Source organism: Streptomyces sp. GL_141 (genome assembly GCF_057834385.1).
Genome location: NZ_CM174402.1, coordinates 6,888,958 through 6,906,586 on the forward strand (window position 1 = coordinate 6,888,958; position 17,629 = coordinate 6,906,586).

General features: G+C 72.4%; 16 protein-coding genes. 14 read left to right on the forward strand and 2 right to left on the reverse strand.

The window, feature by feature from the left end:
* Nucleotides 1-112: 112 nt before the first annotated feature.
* The 4 genes from AC3IX6_RS30635 (at nucleotide 113) to AC3IX6_RS30650 (ending at nucleotide 4,725) form a co-directional block, all read left to right on the forward strand.
* Nucleotides 113-1,477: an aldehyde dehydrogenase family protein gene (locus AC3IX6_RS30635; protein ID WP_489366444.1), complete on the forward strand. Its 1,365-nt coding sequence runs from the start codon at nucleotides 113-115 to the stop codon at nucleotides 1,475-1,477.
* A gap of 5 nt (nucleotides 1,478-1,482) precedes the next feature.
* Nucleotides 1,483-2,277, forward strand: a complete 795-nt coding sequence (locus AC3IX6_RS30640) for a 3-oxoacyl-ACP reductase (protein WP_243334068.1) — start codon at nucleotides 1,483-1,485, stop codon at nucleotides 2,275-2,277.
* Between the two features lie 124 nt (nucleotides 2,278-2,401).
* Nucleotides 2,402-3,706, forward strand: a complete 1,305-nt coding sequence (locus tag AC3IX6_RS30645; protein WP_489366446.1) for a haloacid dehalogenase-like hydrolase — start codon at nucleotides 2,402-2,404, stop codon at nucleotides 3,704-3,706.
* A gap of 104 nt (nucleotides 3,707-3,810) precedes the next feature.
* Nucleotides 3,811-4,725, forward strand: coding sequence for an IS982 family transposase (locus tag AC3IX6_RS30650; RefSeq protein WP_489363493.1), 915 nt, complete (start codon nucleotides 3,811-3,813; stop codon nucleotides 4,723-4,725).
* Nucleotides 4,726-4,743: 18 nt separating this feature from the next.
* Here the strand turns inward: AC3IX6_RS30650 and AC3IX6_RS30655 are convergent, their stop codons facing one another.
* Entirely contained in the window at nucleotides 4,744-5,946 is a 1,203-nt protein-coding gene (locus AC3IX6_RS30655; protein WP_489366448.1) for an amino acid deaminase/aldolase, read from the reverse strand.
* A 251-nt stretch (nucleotides 5,947-6,197) separates the two neighbouring features.
* On the opposite strand from AC3IX6_RS30655, the gene AC3IX6_RS30660 reads away from it, so the two are divergent.
* Genes AC3IX6_RS30660 through AC3IX6_RS30670 form a run of 3 tightly spaced genes read left to right on the forward strand, consistent with a single transcriptional unit; the run spans nucleotide 6,198 to nucleotide 9,028 of the window.
* Nucleotides 6,198-7,094, forward strand: coding sequence for a hypothetical protein (locus tag AC3IX6_RS30660; protein WP_489366449.1), 897 nt, complete (start codon nucleotides 6,198-6,200; stop codon nucleotides 7,092-7,094).
* On the forward strand, nucleotides 7,091-8,275 hold the full coding sequence (mycP, locus tag AC3IX6_RS30665; RefSeq protein ID WP_489366450.1) for a type VII secretion-associated serine protease mycosin: 1,185 nt from the start codon (nucleotides 7,091-7,093) through the stop codon (nucleotides 8,273-8,275). The genes AC3IX6_RS30660 and mycP overlap by 4 nt, the downstream gene beginning before the upstream one ends.
* Before the next feature lie 12 nt (nucleotides 8,276-8,287).
* Complete coding sequence (locus tag AC3IX6_RS30670; protein ID WP_250740390.1) at nucleotides 8,288-9,028, forward strand: SseB family protein; 741 nt, start codon at nucleotides 8,288-8,290, stop codon at nucleotides 9,026-9,028.
* A gap of 78 nt (nucleotides 9,029-9,106) precedes the next feature.
* Here the strand turns inward: AC3IX6_RS30670 and AC3IX6_RS30675 are convergent, their stop codons facing one another.
* Entirely contained in the window at nucleotides 9,107-9,499 is a 393-nt protein-coding gene (locus AC3IX6_RS30675; RefSeq protein WP_489366452.1) for a DUF1844 domain-containing protein, read from the reverse strand.
* A 323-nt stretch (nucleotides 9,500-9,822) separates the two neighbouring features.
* On the opposite strand from AC3IX6_RS30675, the gene infC reads away from it, so the two are divergent.
* The 7 genes from infC (at nucleotide 9,823) to pheT (ending at nucleotide 17,526) form a co-directional block, all read left to right on the forward strand.
* Nucleotides 9,823-10,605 (forward strand): translation initiation factor IF-3, encoded by a 783-nt coding sequence (gene infC / locus AC3IX6_RS30680; protein ID WP_489371611.1) that lies wholly within the window; start codon nucleotides 9,823-9,825, stop codon nucleotides 10,603-10,605.
* A 104-nt stretch (nucleotides 10,606-10,709) separates the two neighbouring features.
* Nucleotides 10,710-10,904, forward strand: coding sequence for a 50S ribosomal protein L35 (gene rpmI, locus AC3IX6_RS30685; RefSeq protein WP_030157249.1), 195 nt, complete (start codon nucleotides 10,710-10,712; stop codon nucleotides 10,902-10,904).
* A gap of 103 nt (nucleotides 10,905-11,007) precedes the next feature.
* The gene (rplT, locus tag AC3IX6_RS30690) at nucleotides 11,008-11,394 is read left to right on the forward strand and encodes a 50S ribosomal protein L20 (protein ID WP_214948116.1); all 387 of its coding nucleotides are present in this window, start codon (nucleotides 11,008-11,010) and stop codon (nucleotides 11,392-11,394) included.
* 118 nt (nucleotides 11,395-11,512) lie between these two features.
* Nucleotides 11,513-12,373 carry a TrmH family RNA methyltransferase gene (locus tag AC3IX6_RS30695; RefSeq protein WP_489366455.1) on the forward strand — a complete coding sequence of 287 codons (861 nt, stop codon included), beginning with the start codon at nucleotides 11,513-11,515 and terminating at the stop codon, nucleotides 12,371-12,373.
* Nucleotides 12,374-12,429: 56 nt separating this feature from the next.
* Nucleotides 12,430-13,719, forward strand: a complete 1,290-nt coding sequence (locus AC3IX6_RS30700; RefSeq protein ID WP_489366457.1) for a sensor histidine kinase — start codon at nucleotides 12,430-12,432, stop codon at nucleotides 13,717-13,719.
* A gap of 151 nt (nucleotides 13,720-13,870) precedes the next feature.
* On the forward strand, nucleotides 13,871-14,998 hold the full coding sequence (pheS, locus tag AC3IX6_RS30705; protein WP_266959094.1) for a phenylalanine--tRNA ligase subunit alpha: 1,128 nt from the start codon (nucleotides 13,871-13,873) through the stop codon (nucleotides 14,996-14,998).
* Nucleotides 14,998-17,526, forward strand: a complete 2,529-nt coding sequence (gene pheT / locus AC3IX6_RS30710) for a phenylalanine--tRNA ligase subunit beta (protein WP_489366458.1) — start codon at nucleotides 14,998-15,000, stop codon at nucleotides 17,524-17,526. The genes pheS and pheT overlap by 1 nt, the downstream gene beginning before the upstream one ends.
* Nucleotides 17,527-17,629: the final 103 nt, after the last annotated feature.

Genomic DNA, 17,629 nt, shown 5'->3' on the forward strand with positions numbered 1-17,629 from the left:
GAGCAGTCCCGGAGCTGTTCCCGAGCCGTTCCCGAGCCGTCCCGCAGTCCCCGCACACCGCATTACCGGATCCACCGCACGCCCCGCACCCGAACGTCTGAAAGGCCACCACGTGTCCGATGCGCTGGAAGTCTTGAATCCGGCCACCGAGGAACTCGTCGCCGTCGTCCCGGCCGCCACACGGGACGACGTCGACGCCGCCGTCGCGCGGGCCACCGCCGCCCAGCGGGCCTGGGCGGCGGCCGCGCCCGCCGACCGGGCCAGACTGCTGCGCCGCTTCGCCGCGGTCGTCGACGGGCACATCGAGGAACTGGCGCAGCTGGAGGTCCGGGAGGCGGGCCACACCATCGGAAACGCCCGTTGGGAAGCCGGCAACGTCCGTGACGTGCTCGACTTCGCCGCCGGGGGAGTGGAACGGCTCTCCGGCCGCCAGATCCCCGTCGCCGGCGGCATCGACGTCACGTTCCTCGAACCCCTCGGCGTCATCGGCGTGATCGCGCCGTGGAACTTCCCCATGCCGATCGCCGCCTGGGGCCTGGCCCCGGCACTGGCCGCGGGCAACGCGGTCATCCTCAAGCCCGCCGAGACCACCCCGCTCACCGCGCTGCGCCTCGCCGAGCTCGCCCTGGAGGCCGGACTCCCCGAGCACCTGTTCCAGGTGCTGCCCGGCCGGGGCGAGGTGGCGGGCGACGCCCTCGTCGAGCACCCGGGGGTGGCCAAGATCGTGTTCACCGGCTCCACCCGGATCGGCAAGCGGATCATGGCCAAGTGCGCCGACCGGGTGAAGCGCCTCACCCTCGAACTCGGCGGCAAGAACCCCAACATCGTCTTCGCCGACGCGGACCTGGAGGCGGCGGCGGCCTCGGCCCCGATGTCCTTCCTGGACAACACCGGGCAGGACTGTTGCGCCCGTACGCGGATCCTCGTACAGCGCTCCGCCTACGACCGGTTCATGGAGCTGCTCGCCCCGGCCGTCGAGAAGGTGGTCGTCGGGGACCCGTACGACGAGAACACGCAGATCGGGCCGCTGATCTCGCGGGTGCAGCTGGACCGCGTACGGTCCTACGTCACCGATGACCTCACCGTCATCCGCGGCACCGCCCCCGAGGGCCCCGGCTTCTGGTACCCCCCGACCCTCGTCACCGGCGTCGACCCCACCGCCGCCATCGCCACCGAGGAGGTCTTCGGACCGGTCGCCGTCGTCCTGCCCTTCGAGGACGAGGAGGACGCCGTACGCCTGGCCAACGCCACCGACTACGGCCTCGCCGGCTCCCTGTGGACCCGCGACGTGGGCCGCGCGCTGCGCGTCTCGCGCGCCGTCGCCGCGGGCAACCTGTCGGTCAACTCCCACAGCAGCGTCCGCTACTGGACCCCCTTCGGCGGCTACAAGCAGTCCGGACTCGGGCGCGAGCTCGGACCCGACTCCCTCACCGCTTTCACCGAGACCAAGAACGTCTTCATCAGCACGGAGGCCTGAACCACATGAGCATCGAGCCCACCGAAGAGATCGTCTGCCGCCGCCTGGTCGGACGGACCGCCGTCATCACCGGAGCCGGCAGCGGCATCGGCCTCGCCACCGCCCGCCGACTGGCCTCGGAAGGCGCCAACGTCGTCTGCGGGGACATCGACGAGACCGCGGGCAAGGCCGCCGCGGAGGAGGTCGGCGGCACCTTCGTCAAGGTCGACGTCACCAGCCCGGAGGAGGTCGAGGCCCTGTTCAAGACCGCCTTCGACACCTACGGCTCCGTGGACATCGCCTTCAACAACGCCGGCATCTCGCCCCCGGACGACGACTCGATCCTCACCACCGGCCTGGAGGCCTGGAAGCGGGTCCAGGACGTCAACCTGACCTCCGTCTACCTCTGCTGCAAGGCCGCCCTGCCCTACATGCAGCGCCAGGGCCGCGGCTCCATCATCAACACCGCCTCCTTCGTGGCCCGGATGGGCGCCGCCACCTCACAGATCTCCTACACCGCCTCCAAGGGCGGCGTGCTCGCCATGTCCCGCGAGCTCGGCGTGCAGTTCGCCCGCGAGGGGATCCGCGTCAACGCGCTCTGCCCGGGGCCCGTCAACACCCCGCTCCTGCAGGAGCTGTTCGCCAAGGACCCGGAGCGCGCCGCCCGCCGGATCGTGCACATCCCGCTGGGCCGGTTCGCCGAGCCCACCGAGATCGCCGCCGCCGTCGCCTTCCTCGCGAGCGACGACTCCTCCTTCATCAACGCCACCGACTTCCTGGTCGACGGCGGCATCTCCGGCGCGTACGTCACCCCGCTCTAAACGGTCACCTCCCCACCACCCACCCGGCAGCCGGGCGTCGTACGACGCCCGGCTGCCGTGCTCCACCGTCCGCGACGATCGAGCAAGTGATGATCTTGAGAGAGAACCAGGAGAACCCACCTCAGTGACCCGAATCAGCTCCGTGCGCCGGCTCCAGGCCGTCGGCGCCGCCGCCGCGATAGCCGCCGGCACCCTCGTGGCCGCCGCCCCCGCCGCCCCCGCCGCCCAGGCCCACCCCGGCGGCCACTGCACCGCCCCGCAGCTCAAGGCGAGCTGGTACGGCGACAACCAGGCCCGGCTCCAGCAGCTCATCGACGACTACGGCACCTGCAACCCGTACCGGCCCCACCGCAACAAGCCCGTCGCGGTCTTCGACTGGGACAACACCGTCGTCAAGAACGACGTCGGCGACGCCCAGATGTTCTGGCTGCTGCGCAACGGCAAGATCCGCCAGCCCGCCGGGGGCGACTGGACCGCCACCAGCCGCTTCCTGACCCCGGCCGCCGCCCGGGCCCTGGCCGAGGCCTGCGGCGCCCTGGCGAAGCCAGGCGCCCCGCTGCCCACCGGAACCCCCGAGGGCGCCGGCTGCGCCGACGAGATCAACGCCGTCTACGGCACCGCCGCCACCCGCACGGCCGCCCCCGCCTTCGCCGGCTGGGACCGCCGTACGACCGAGCCCTCCTACGCCTGGCTGCCGCAGCTCATGCAGGGCTGGACCGCGCGCGAGATCCGCGGCTTCACGGCCGCCGCGCGGGCCGAGAACCTGGCCGCCCCGGTCGACGCCAAGCAGCAGGTCGGCTCCACCACCGCCACCGGCTGGGTGCGCTACTACGACCAGCAGAAGGAGCTCGTCTCCGGTCTGCAGAAGGCCGGCTTCGACGTCTGGATCAGCTCGGCCTCGCCGCAGCCGGTCGTCGAGGTGTGGGCCGAGGGCGTGGGCATCGACGCCCGGCACGTCATCGGCATCCGCAACACCACCACGTACGGCGGGAAGTTCACCTCCCACCTCCAGGGCTGCGGGTCCGTCGCGGACGGCGCCGACACGATGATCACCTACATCGACGGCAAGCGCTGCTGGATCAACAAGGAGATCTTCGGGGTGCGCGGCGCCGCGGCCGAGAAGGTCCAGCCGGCCGCCCGCCGCCAGGTGTTCGCCGCGGGCGACTCCGACACCGACATCTCGTTCCTGCGCGACGCGACCGTGCTGCGGCTCGTCGTCAACCGCAACAAGAACGAGCTGATGTGCCGCGCCTACGACAACAGCGACGGCAAGTGGATCGTGAACCCGATGTTCATCCAGCCCAAGAAGCAGAAGGCCGCGCCGTACCCGTGCGCGACCACCGGCTTCACCGGCCGTGACGGCACCCCGGGGCCCGTGCTCCGGGGGGACACCAGCGTCATCCCGGACCAGACGGACTCCGTCTTCTAGCCGGGCCCGGGCCCGGGTCGGGGCCCGGGCCCGCGGGCCGCGGGGCCTAGATGATTGATTCCAAGGGGTAGCCGTACGGACGCGAGGGTGCCCAATCTCAGTTTGTGACGACCGAGATAGACACCCTCGCAACTGCACTGTACGTGCGGGTCGATGACCTTTTGAAGGCTTCGCCGCATCTTGCTCCGTGGCGCCCGCGGGTCGGCCTGGAGCCGAAGCTCAGCGATGCGGAACTGGTCACCCTCGCGGTGATGCAGGCCCTGCTGGGCTTCGTCTCCGAGGCCCGTTGGCTGCGCCACGCCCACGCTCACCTGCGGCACCTCTTCCCGTACCTGCCCCAGCAGCCAGGCTGGAACAAGCGCCTGCGACGGGCGTCGGGCCTGGTCAGGCAGGTCCTGCGTGAGCTGGCCACCGACACCGCCCTGTGGACCGATGACGTGTGGATCGTGGACTCCACACCCGTGGAGTGCGGACGCTCCCGCGAGACCTCGAAACGCTCCGACCTGGCCGGATGGGCCGAGTACGGCTACTGCTCCAGCCACTCACGGTTCTTCTGGGGCCTGCGCCTGCACCTGGTCTGCACTCCGCACGGCCTGCCCATCGCCTTCGCGCTGACCGGAGCGAAGGCCGTCGAACGCGAAGTGCTGCTGGACATCTTCCACGTCGACCCGGGCCTGCTCGCAAACCGGCCACCACCGACGCTGCTGGCGGACAGGAACTACTACGGCCGTGCCTTCGAGAGGGACCTCGCCGACCTGGGCGTCCGGCTGCTGAGGCCGGCCCGCAAGGGTGAACCCGAGCGGGCCGGAGCCGAGCTGTTCAAGCCACTGCGCCAGCTGATCGAGTCGGTCAACCAGACCCTCAAGGGACAACTCGACCTCGAACGGCACGGCGGCCGCACGCCCGCCGGGGTCACCGTGCGCGTCCTACAGCGACTCCTCGCCCTAACCGCCGCGATCTGGCACAACCACAAGACCGGTGGACCAGTCATCCGATCACTGACCGCCTACGACCACTAAGGCCTTGGAATCAATCATCTAGAGGAAGGTGCGGCCCTCGCCCCGGTAGGTCGGGGCGGTGGCCGTCACCCGGTCGCCCTCGACCAGGTGCAAGGTGTCGAAGCGCTCGCACAGTTCACCGGCCTTCGCGTGCCGGAACCAGACCCGGTCGCCGATCAGCAGATCGTCGGCCGGGCTGCCGAGCAGCGGGGTCTGCACCTCGCCGGCCCCCTCCTGCGGGTCGTAGCGCAGCCCTTCGGGGAGGTACGGGACCGGCAGCCGGTCCGGGCCGGGCGCGCCGGAGGCGGGGTAGCCGCCGCCGAGCACCGTGACCACCCCGACCCCGGGCCGGCGGACCACCGGCTGGGCGAAGAGCGCCGCGGGGCGGCCGCTGAACGAGGTGTAGTTGTCGAACAGCCGCGGCACGTAGAGCCCCGACCCGGCGGCGATCTCCGTGACCGCGTCCTCGGCGGCGGTCTGCTGGACGCTGCCGGTGCCGCCGCCGTTGACGAACTCCAGGTCCGGCACCACCGCGCGCACGGCCCGTACGGCCTCGGCCCGGCGGGCGGCCAGCTCCTTGCGGGCCGCGCCCTGCATCAGCCGGATGGCGCGCGACCTCAGCGGACGGCCCGCGAGCGCGTCGCCGACCCCGGCCACGTGGCCCTCGTAGCCCATCAGTCCGACCACCCGGAAGCCGGGCCGGGCGCTCACCGCGCGGGCCAGCTCGGCGAGCTGGGCGGGCTCGCGCAGCGGGGAGCGGCGGGCTCCGACGCGCACCCTGCCGCCGAAGAGCTGCAGGGCGGTGTCCAGTTCCAGGCAGACCCGGATCTCCTGGGTGCCGCCGTCGCGGGCCCGGTCCACGAGCTCCAGCTGCGCGAGGTCGTCGACCATCACGGTGACCGCGCCGGCCAGCTTCGGATCCGCGGCGAGCTCGGCGAAGCCGGCCCGGTCGGCGGACGGGTAGGCGAGCAGCACGTCCTCGAAGCCCGAGCGGGCCAGCCAGATCGATTCGGCGAGGGTGTAGGACATGATTCCGGCGAACCCGGGCCGCGCGAGGACCCGCTCGAGCAGCGCGCGGCACCGTACGGACTTGCTCGCCACCCGGACCGGCTTCCCGCCGGCGCGACGCACGAGATCGTCGGCGTTCGCGTCGAACGCCTCCAGATCCACGAGGGCGAGCGGAGCGTCGAGATGGGCGGTGGCCCGGTCGTAACGGGCCCGGTCGGCGGCGGGGGAGTTCATGGGCGGCAGCCTGCCAGACGGTTGTACTCGTGGGTAGGGGGTTCGCACAGGCCGCGGGACGCCCGGCCAGGTCAGGGGCCCGCAAGCGCGCCGCGGTCACATCTCGGTCTCGACCGCCCGATGCCCCTTTCGGATGTGGAGACAGCCGTTCGCCTGTGTGTAGCGTCGCTCTCCCCGGTCGGCATTGCGGCACTGACGGGCGCGTAAAGTAAGGGCAGGCAGCCGACGGGAACGGGGGGCTGAGCCGCCGGATGAGTACGTCCACACCGCACGGCGGGGTCCTGACCGCGCCCGACCTGGACCCGGTGCCGCCACGGCGGCGCCGCGGAACGGTCCTCGCCGCCGCCCTGTGCGGCCTCCTCGGCCTCGGTCTCACCGGTGCGGCCGGCTATCAGGCCGTCTCCGACCACCGGGCCGCGAACCGGGCGCTGACCCCCGAAGCCGCCTACCGCAAGGCCGCGTCCCTCTGGCACAGCACCCCCGTGGACACCCTGTTCCCGCCCGTCCTCGACGGCCAGGACGCCGGGCCGGGCGGCGCCGACCGCACGTGGACCCGTATCGCGCCCGCCGCCGACGCCCCCTGCACGGAGGCGCTCGCCGCCGACTGGCAGGTGCTGTTCGCCGGGACCGGGTGCACCCGCGTGCTCCGCGCGACCTACACGGACGCCACCCGCAGCTCCCTCGTCACCGTCGGCATGGTCTTCACGCCCGCCGACGCCGCCGCCATGGACTCCCTGCGCGGGCGCCTGACCGCCCCGACCGGCTACGGATTCCCCGACAACCGCCGCGCCGCCTGGACCGCCTCCGTGCTCGCCGAGGCCCCGGTCGTCGTCTACGCCGTCTCCGCCTTCGCCGACGGCCGCCGCCTCGGCGCCCCCAGCCCCGCCGAGGACAAGATGGCCGAGGACGCCAGGGGACGCGTGGCCAAGGCGGGCCTCGGCCACGAGGCCAAGGCCGTCGCCGGCCTGATGGAACGGACCCTGCGCGGCCTCGCCGCCCCGGGCCGGCCGGTCCCGCAGACGTCGCAGGCGTCGGAGGACCCGCAGACACCGGATCCGCAGGCATCGGACCCGCAGGCGTCGGATCCGCAGGCGTCCGGTCCGCAGACACCGCAGGCCCCGACGGCGACCCCGGAGGCCGCTCGATGACCCGCCGCACCGTGCTCCCGGCCGCCCTCGCGCTCGGAGCCCTGTTCGTCGTCACCGCCGCGCCACCGGCCGCCGCCGACGCCATCCGCGACCGCCAGTGGGGGCTGACGGCCCTGCGCGCCGAGGAGGCCTGGGGCACCACCCGGGGCGACGGGGTCACCGTGGCCGTCCTCGACACCGGGGTCGACCCGACCCACCCCGACCTGGTCGGCCAGGTCCTGGAGGGCGTCGACCTCGTCGGGATGGGTGCCGCGAGCGGCGACCGGGCGTGGGCCCGCCACGGCACCGCCATGGCCGGGATCATCGCCGGGCACGGCCACGGCTCCCTCGGCCTCGGAGGCGTCCTCGGCATCGCCCCCCAGGCGAAGATCCTCCCGATCCGGGTGATCCTGGAGGAGAAGGACCCCGCGCGGGACCAGGCCCGGGCGAACAAGGGCGGCGCCCTCGCCGAGGGCATCCGCTGGGCCGCCGACCACGGCGCCGACGTGATCAACCTCTCGCTCGGCGACGACAGCAGCTCCGCCCACCACGAGGCCGCCGAGGACGAGGCCGTCCAGTACGCCCTCGGCAAGGGCGCCGTCGTCGTCGCCTCCGCCGGCAACGGCGGCAAGGACGGCGACCGCATCTCGTACCCGGCCGCCTACCCCGGGGTCATCGCCGTCACGGCCGTCGACCGCAAGAACAAGAAGGCGTCCTTCTCCACCCGCAACTGGTACGCCACCGTCAGCGCCCCCGGCGTCGGCGTGGTCATCGCCGACCCCGACCGCTCCTACTACGAGGGCTGGGGCACCAGCGCCGCCTCCGCCTTCGTCTCCGGCGCCGTCGCCCTGGTCAAGGCCGCCCACCCCGACCTGTCCCCGGCGCAGATCAAGAACCTGCTGGAGGACACCGCCTCCAGCTCCCCGCCCGGCGGCCGCGACGACTCCCGCGGCTTCGGGCTGGTGGACCCGGTCGCCGCCCTCCAGGCCGCGGACGGGATGGCCCCCGAACCGGTGCTGCCCGCACCCGTCGCGGCCGCGAGCCCCTACTTCGGCGCCGGCCCCGACCCGGTGCCCGACCCCGGGCCCTGGGCCCGCTTCGGAGTCCCGGCGGGCGGGGTCGGGGGGCTGACCCTGCTCGTGATGGCCGGCGTACTGGCCCGGCGGCCCCGGCCCGAACGGTGGGGTCCCGACGGGGGATAGGCTCGGGGAACTGTGGCGAACAAAAACATTCCCGACCCCGGCTTCTCCGACGACGACGGCTCCGCCGACCCCCGGCTGAGCGCGGCCCTGGCCGCCTGGGCCGTGGACAGAGCCAAGGAGCCGGAGGTGCTGGCGGCCCTCCGGGACGCCCGCCTGCTGGTTCCCGTCGTCGCGGTCCTCGGCGAGGTCGAGACCGACCCCGAGACCGGACTCAAGCGCGAGAAGACCAGCGACATGGCCGTCCCGACCCTGCGGGCTGGGGACCGGCGGGCGCTGCCCGCCTTCACCTCCATCGCCTCGCTGGCCCTGTGGGACCCGGCCGCCCGGCCGGTGGCGGTGCCGCTGCACCAGGCGCTGGCCGCCGCCGCGCACGAGAAGGCCGACACCATCGTCCTCGACCTGTCCGGACCGGTCCCGTACCAGCTCGCGGGCCCCGCGCTGCTCGCGCTCGCCGAGGGCCGCACGGACGCCGGTCCGCTCGCCGACCCGGCCGTGCGCGAGGCCGTACGGGCCGTCGTGACGGCAGAGCCGGCCGTACTCGGCGCCCACCTGGGCCCGGGCGGCGCGGACGCCGACGGAACCCTGGCGATCGTGCTGGCGGCCGGACCGCAGGCCGCGGCGGCGGCCCGCCGGGTGGCCGAGGCCCTGGCGGCCGACGAGACCCTGCGCGCACGCCTCGTGGGCGGACTGGACCTGGCGCTGCTCCCGGAGGGGGCCCCGGTCCCGCCGGGAGAGCCGCTCTTCACGCGCTGACCCGCCGGAACACACAAGCTGGAACACGAAAGGGCGCCTCCCGGCATCGGGAGGCGCCCTTTCCCGCTGCTCCGGGAGTTACGCGTACACGGGACCCGTGAACTTCTCGCCCGGGCCCTGCCCCGGCTCGTCCTGCACCAGCGAGGCCTCGCGGAAGGCCAGCTGGAGGGACTTCAGGCCGTCGCGCAGCGGGGCGGCGTGGAAGGAGCTGATCTCGGTGGCGCTCGCGGTGACCAGGCCGGCCAGGGCGGTGATCAGCTTGCGGGCCTCGTCGAGGTCCTTGTACTCGGAGTCCGGCTTGTCCAGGCCCAGGTTGACCGCGGCAGCGCTGAGCAGGTGGACGGCCACCGTGGTGATGACCTCGACGGCCGGCACGTCCGCGATGTCGCGGGTCAGGTCGTCGTAGTCGGGGGAGGCCGGGGATTCGGTGGGGGCTCCGGAGGGGGAACCGGAGGGCGTCGCGTCAGTCATGTGCCACACGATATGCCGTGCGGCGGGCTTGCAAGGCGGGTGCTAGTATGTACTTCGACCGGCCGGACACTTATGTGCCCGGCCCACAAGTGGAGGCTCCGATTCTCCCACCCAGCCGCCCTCACGGGAGGCGGGTCACCGGTCAGGTGGTATCCATCGTTCCGTACGGACGATGGAAAGCTGCCCGATTTTGCGCCCCGCGGTTCGCACGCGACGGTGCTCCGGTTGTATTGGAGCCCTCGTCTGTGCCCGGCGGGGCTTTTTTCATTCTCCGCCGCGGTCGGTCTGACGGAAAAACGTCAGCGGCTGTCCTCCAGGCAGCCGTGTGGTGCTACCGAGGAGGATCCATCAGCACCGAGCCCCGCATCAACGACCGGATTCGCGTTCCCGAGGTACGACTCGTCGGCCCGAGTGGCGAGCAGGTCGGCATCGTGCCGCTTGCCAAGGCGCTTGAGCTCGCGCAGGAGTACGACCTCGACCTGGTCGAGGTCGCGGCGTCCGCACGCCCGCCGGTCTGCAAGCTCATGGACTACGGCAAGTTCAAGTACGAGTCGGCCATGAAGGCCCGTGAGGCGCGCAAGAACCAGGCGCACACGGTCATCAAGGAAATGAAGCTCCGGCCGAAGATCGACCCGCACGACTATGACACCAAGAAGGGTCACGTCGTTCGGTTCCTCAAGCAGGGCGACAAGGTCAAGATCACGATCATGTTCCGTGGTCGCGAGCAGTCCAGGCCGGAACTCGGCTACCGACTGCTGCAGCGTCTGGCTTCGGACGTCGAGGACCTCGGGTTCATCGAGTCGAACCCGAAGCAGGACGGCCGAAACATGATCATGGTTCTCGGTCCGCACAAGAAGAAGACCGAGGCGATGGCCGAAGCCCGCGAGGCGCAGGCCGCCCGCAAGGCCGAGCGCCAGGGTGTTGCGCACAGCGACGAGAGTGGTGACGAGGCCCTGGCCGCCGACGCCGCGCTCGAGGCGGAGAACGCCGCACTCGAAGCCGAGGACGTGGACGCCGAGGACGCTTCCGACGAAGCGACCGACGCGGCGGCCGAAGCCGGCACCGACGAGGCAGCCGCCTCGGACGAGGCCTCTGCCCAGGCCTGATTCCGAGGCAGCCCGTCTCGGATCACCGATACAACATGACGCTCCCGCGAGCCGGCCCCCACCAGGGCCGGTGGGGGCGCCACCGACGAGGAGATAACGGCGCCATGCCGAAGAACAAGACGCACTCCGGGACCAAGAAGCGCTTCAAGATCACCGGCTCCGGCAAGGTGCTCCGTGAGCGCGCCGGCAAGCGCCACCTGCTCGAGCACAAGTCGTCCCGTGTCACCCGCCGCCTGACCGGCACCGCGGAGATGGCCCCCGGCGACGCCGCGAAGATCAAGAAGCTTCTCGGCAAGTGACGTCCTCCGCTCCCCTTCCGGGAGCGGGAGCACGTCAAGACCGGGACCCCATCGAATTCGGGTCGTGTGAAGTCATCCACGGCCCCGCTACAAGGAGTACAAAGTGGCACGCGTCAAGCGGGCAGTAAACGCGCACAAGAAGCGCCGGGCAATCCTCGAGGCGGCCAAGGGCTACCGCGGTCAGCGTTCGCGCCTGTACCGCAAGGCCAAGGAGCAGGTCACCCACTCCCTGGTCTACAACTTCAACGACCGCAAGAAGCGCAAGGGCGACTTCCGTCGCCTCTGGATCCAGCGCATCAACGCGGCTGCCCGCCAGAACGGCATGACGTACAACCGCCTCATCCAGGGTCTGAACGCCGCCAACATCGAGGTGGACCGCAAGATCCTCGCCGAGCTGGCCGTCAACGACGCCAACGCGTTCGCCGCGCTGGTCGAGGTCGCGCAGAAGGCCCTCCCGGCCGATGTCAACGCCCCGAAGGTCGCTGCCTAAGCAGCACGCCCTCAAGGCTGCAGTAATGTGCCCGGACCCGCAGGCCTCGCGCCTGCGGGTCCGGTGCGTTGACCCACCAGTTCCACCCTTGTGTACGCACGGAAGCGAGCCGACCGCCATGGGCACCCCCGCCGAGCTGATCTCCCCCCGGTCCACCCGGGTGGCCGCCGCCAGGCGGCTGGCGCGACGCAATTTCCGCACCAAGGAGCGCCGCTTCATCGCCGAGGGCCCGCAGGCCGTGCGCGAGGCCGTGGAACACCGCGGCGCCGGCGGCGAGTCCACGCTGATCGAGCTGTTCGCGACCGTGGAGGCCGCCGAGCGCTACGCCGACATCGTCGACGCCGCCCACGCCGCCGGAGCCCGCGTCCACTACGCCTCCGACGAGGTGCTCGCGGAGGTCTCGCAGACCGTCACCCCGCAGGGCCTGGTCGGTGTCTGCCACTTCCTGGACTCCCCGTTCGAGGAGATCCTGAAGGCCCGGCCCAAGCTCGTCGCCGTCCTCGCGCACGTCCGCGACCCCGGCAACGCCGGTACGGTGCTGCGCTGCGCGGACGCCGCCGGAGCCGACGCGGTCGTGCTGACCGACGCCTCCGTGGACCTGTACAACCCCAAGTCGGTACGCGCCTCCGTGGGCTCCCTCTTCCACCTCCCGGTGGCCGTCGGCGTGCCCGTGGAGCAGGCCGTCGAGGGGCTGCGCGCGGCCGGCGTACGGATCCTCGCCGCCGACGGGGCCGGTACGGACGACCTCGACGCCGAGCTCGACGCGGGCACCATGGGCACCCCCTCGGCCTGGATCTTCGGCAACGAGGCCTGGGGCCTGCCCGAGGAGACCAGGGCGCTCGCCGACGCGGTCGTACGGGTCCCGATCCACGGAAAGGCCGAGAGCCTGAACCTCGCCACGGCCGCCGCCGTGTGCCTGTACGCCTCCGCGCGTGCACAGCGGGCGCCCGGAGGGTGCCGCTCCGTGACCCCCAGCTAGTAATGTGGCGGCCCGGGGGGCCCACTGTGGTACTCGGAGATGTGGGGTACGGGGACATGACCGTCGGTACGAACAGCTCGCCAGGCGCCGCCAAGGCGGCCGGCGCACCGGTCCTGGCGACCGTGCCCCAGCTGACCGCCCCCGCCGCCCGGGTGCCCGTGCAGCAGCCCCAGGGGGTCTGCGCCCCGCCCCCGAAGGCCCGGACCGCGCCCGTAGGCCCCGTAGGCCCCGCCGCGGCGGAGGCTTCGGACGGGGACGACGCGTACGGCGAGTACGCCGCGCTCGGGATCGACCCCGACGACCTGCCCGACGGGCTGGTCGTCGCCGACGCCACCGGCCGGGTCATCTGCTTCAACTCCGCCGCCGCCCGGATCACCGCCCTCGTGGCGGGCGAGGCCCTGGGCCTGGGCATCGAGCGCGCCCTCCCGCTGGAGGACCTCGAAGGCCGCCGCTGGTGGGCGCTGACCGACCCCTACGGAGGCCTCGCCACCCGGCGCGGACAGCCCGAGCGCAACCTGCTGCTCCCCGGCGGCCGCGAGGTGCTCGTCTCCGCCCGGTACGTGCGCACCCACCCCAAGGGTCCGGTGCGCCGGCTCGTGGTCACCCTGCGGGGCACCGAGGCCCGGCGGCGCACCGAGCGCAGCCACGCCGAGCTGATCGCCACCGTCGCGCACGAGCTCCGCTCCCCGCTCACCTCCGTGAAGGGGTTCACGGCGACCCTGCTCGCCAAGTGGGAGCGGTTCACCGACGACCAGAAGCGGTTGATGCTGGAGACCGTCGACGCCGACGCGAACCGTGTCACCCGGCTCATCACCGAGCTCCTGGACATCTCCCGCATCGACTCGGGCCGCCTGGAGGTGCGCCGCCAGCCGGTCGACATCTCCACGGCCGTGGGACGCCACGTCCAGGCGCTCACCGCGAACGGGCAGGCCCCGGAGCGGTTCCTGGTCAGCGTCAGCCGGCCGCTGCCCGACTTGTGGGCGGACCCGGACAAAATCGACCAGATCCTCGGCAACCTGCTCGAAAATGCGGTGCGCCACGGTGAGGGAACCGTCACCATCGACGTGACGCCGACCAGCTTCGCGAACGCCGCGGGGAAGACCGAGAAGGGAACCGCCGTCACCGTGACCGACGAGGGCCCCGGAATCCCCGAAGAGTCGATGAAGCGCGTCTTCACCCGTTTCTGGCGGGGCAGCAAGCGCGGCGGCACCGGCCTGGGCCTCTACATCGTCAAGGGCATCGTGGAAGCCCACGGCGGCACCATCACGGTCGGCCGCGGCCCCGGCGGCGGCGCCGAGTTCCGATTTATCCTGCCCGTCGGCGCCCCGGCGTACCTCACGCAGTAACCCTGCGGAGCGTCTCGCCAGGCGGCCCACGGGCCCCTTCACCCCCAGCGACCTTTAGACTCGACCTTTGGCACCTTTGTGTCCTAGTGCCGAGCGCGTCCTGCGCGTCGCGCGGGGGACCACCAGCCAGCCATCGGAAGTACGGGAAGAGATGTCGGCACCGAACAAGTCGTACGACCCTGTCGAGGTCGAGGCACTGAAACCGGAAGAGATCGAGCGCATGCGGGACGAGGCGCTCGCCGCCTTCGCCGCCGCCGGCGACCTCGACGAACTTCGCGAGGCGAAGACCGCGCACATGGGCGACCGCTCGCCCCTGGCGCTCGCCAACCGCGAGATCGGCGCGCTGCCCCCGCAGGCCAAGGCCACGGCGGGCAAGCTCGTGGGCCAGGCCCGCGGCGCCGTGAACAAGGCGTTCGGGGCCCGCACGGTCGCGCTCGAAGCCGAGCGCGACGAGCGGGTGCTGGTCGAGGAGGCGGTGGACGTCACGCTGCCCTACGACCGCGTGCCCGCCGGCGCCCGGCACCCCCTGACCACGCTGATGGACCGCATCGCGGACATCTTCGTGGCCATGGGGTACGAGGTCGCGGAGGGTCCCGAGGTCGAGGCGGAGTGGTTCAACTTCGACGCCCTCAACTTCACGCCCGACCACCCCGCGCGCCAGATGCAGGACACCTTCTTCGTCAAGGGCCCCGAGGGCACCGAAGGCGACGAGTCCGGTGTCGTGCTGCGCACCCACACCTCGCCGGTGCAGGCGCGCTCGCTGCTGGAGCGCAAGCCCCCCGTCTACATCGTGTGCCCGGGGCGGGTGTACCGCACCGACGAGCTCGATGCCACGCACACCCCGGTCTTCCACCAGGTCGAGCTGCTCGCCGTGGACGAGGGCCTGACCATGGCGGATCTCAAGGGCACCATGGACCACATGGTCCAGGAGCTGTTCGGCGAGGGCACCACCACGCGCCTGCGCCCGCACTTCTTCCCCTTCACCGAGCCGTCCGCCGAGATGGACATGCAGTGCTACGTGTGCCGCGGCGAGTCGGTGGGCAACCCCGACCGCCCGTGCCGTACCTGCTCCAGCGAGGGCTGGATCGAGCTCGGCGGCTGCGGCATGGTCAACCCGAAGGTGCTCATCGCCTGCGGCGTGGACCCGGAGAAGTACAGCGGGTTCGCCTTCGGCTTCGGCATCGAGCGGATGCTGATGTTCCGCCACAACGTAGAAGACATGCGAGACATGGTCGAGGGTGACATCCGTTTCACCCGGCCGTTCGGGATGGAGATCTGATGCGGGTCCCGCTTTCTTGGCTGCGGGAGTACGTCGACCTCCCCGCGGGTGAAACCGGTCGCGACGTGGCCCACAAGCTCGTCGACGCCGGCCTCGAGGTCGAAACCGTCGAGCAGCTCGGCGGCGGGCTCAAGGGCCCGCTCGTCGTCGGCCAGGTGCTGACCATCGAGGAGCTCGAAGGCTTCCGCAAGCCGATCCGCTTCTGCACGGTGGACGTCGGCTCGGCCAACGGCACCGGCGAGCCGCAGGAGATCGTCTGCGGCGCCCGGAACTTCTCCGTCGGCGACAAGGTCGTCGTGGTCCTGCCCGGCGCGGTGCTGCCCGGCGACTTCGCGATCGCCGCGCGCGAGACGTACGGCCGCACCTCCCACGGCATGATCTGCTCCGGCGACGAGCTGGGCATGGGCGACGACGGCACGCACGGCATCATCGTGCTGCCGCACGAGCACGAGGTCGGCACCGACGCGATCAAGCTCCTGGAGCTGGTCGACGAGGTCCTCGACATCGACATCACCCCGGACCGCGGCTACTGCATGTCCATGCGCGGTGTGGCCCGCGAGGCCGCCACCGCGTACGGCCTGCCGCTGCGCGACCCGGCGCTGCTCGACGTGCCCCAGCCGAACTCGTACGGCTACGCCGTCAACATCGAGGACGCGCAGGGCTGCGACCGCTTCACCGCGCGCACGGTGACCGGCCTCGACCCCGAGGCGCGTTCCCCGATCTGGCTCACGCGCCGCCTCCAGAAGGCGGGCATGCGCCCGATCTCGCTCGCCGTCGACATCACCAACTACGTGATGCTCGAACTCGGCCAGCCGCTGCACGCCTACGACCGCTCGCGGATCGACGGCGCCATCGGCGTCCGCCGGGCCGAGCAGGGCGAGAAGTTCACCACCCTGGACGGGGTCAAGCGCACGCTCGACGCCGAGGACCTGGTGATCACCGACAACAGCGGCCCGATCGGGCTCGCCGGTGTCATGGGCGGCGCCAACACCGAGATCGCCGACTCCGTGACGGACCCCGAGACCGGCCAGGTCACGGGCACCACGGACGTCGTCGTCGAGGCCGCGCACTTCGACTCCGTGTCGATCTCGCGCACCGCCCGCCGTCTCAAGCTGTCCTCCGAGGCGTCCAAGCGCTTCGAGCGCGGCGTCGACCCGCAGGCCGCCGCCGCCGCCGCGCAGCGCACCGTCGACCTGCTCGTGCTGCTCGCGGGCGGCACGGCCGAGGCCGGCGTCACCGAGCTCACCGGCCCGGGCGCCCCGCGCACCATCGCGATGAGCGCGGACCACCCCGACAAGGTCGCGGGCATGGACTACGGCCGGGAGACCGTCGTACGCCGCCTGCAGGAGGTCGGCTGCGACGTCTACGGCCAGGACGAGCTCGTCGTCACGGCCCCCTCGTGGCGGCCCGACCTCGCCGAGCCCAACGACCTCGCCGAGGAAGTCATCCGGCTGGAGGGCTACGGGAACCTTCCCTCCACCCTCCCGCAGGTGCCCTCCGGCCGCGGTCTGACCGCCCGGCAGCAGCTGCACCGCCGGGTGGGCCGCGCGCTGGCCGGCGCGGGCTACGTCGAGGCGCTCAGCTACCCGTTCCTGGGCGAGGGCGTCTTCGACCAGCTCCAGCTGCCCGCGCACGACGCCTCCCGCCAGGTCGTCAAGCTGGTCAACCCGATCTCCGACGAGGAGCCGGCGCTGCGCACCACGCTGCTGCCGGGTCTGCTCGGCGCGCTGCGCCGCAACGACAGCCGGGGCAGCCACGACCTCGCCCTCTTCGAGACCGGCTCGGTCTTCCGGGCCGCCGCGCAGCCGGGCGTCGCCGTACGCCTCGGCGTCGACCGGCGTCCCACCGACGAGGAGATCGCCACCCTGAACGCGGCCCTGCCCGCGCAGCCGCGCTACGCCGCGGTCGTGCTCGCCGGTGCCCGCGAGCAGGCCGGCTGGTGGGGCAAGGGCCGTCCGGCCGACTGGGCCGACGCGGTCCAGGCGGCGCGCTCGCTGGCCGTCGAGGCCGGTGCGGAGCTCGTCGTGCGCCAGGGCCAGTACGGTCCCTGGCACCCGGGCCGCTGCGCCGAGCTGCTCGTCACCCTGGACGGGGTGGAGACGGTCATCGGCCACGCCGGTGAGCTGCACCCGCGCGTGGTCAAGGCGATGGGCCTGCCGGCCCGCACCAGTGCCATGGAGCTCGACCTGGACCGCCTCGCGGCGGCCGGCGGCGAGGCCCTCCAGGCGCCCAGGATCTCCTCCTTCCCGGTGGCGACCCAGGACGTCGCGCTGATCGTGGACGCGTCGGTGCCGGCTTCGGCCGTCGAGGACGCGCTGCACAAGGGCGCCGGCGAACTGCTGGAGTCCCTGCGGCTGTTCGACGTCTTCGAGGGCGAGCAGGTGGGCGAGGGCAAGAAGTCCCTCGCGTACGCGCTGCGCTTCCGTGCGGCGGACCGGACGCTGACCGCCGAGGAGTCCACGGCGGCCCGTGACGCGGCGGTCGCCCTCGCGGGCGAGCGTACGGGTGCGGTGCTGCGCGGCGCGTAGCCGCTGCCGCTGCTGTGCCGAGGGGGTGCATCCCGGTTCCGGGGTGTGCCCCCTCACCCGTACCCGGGCTGCGCAGTGTGATGGCCCGGCCCTGCGGGGCTGT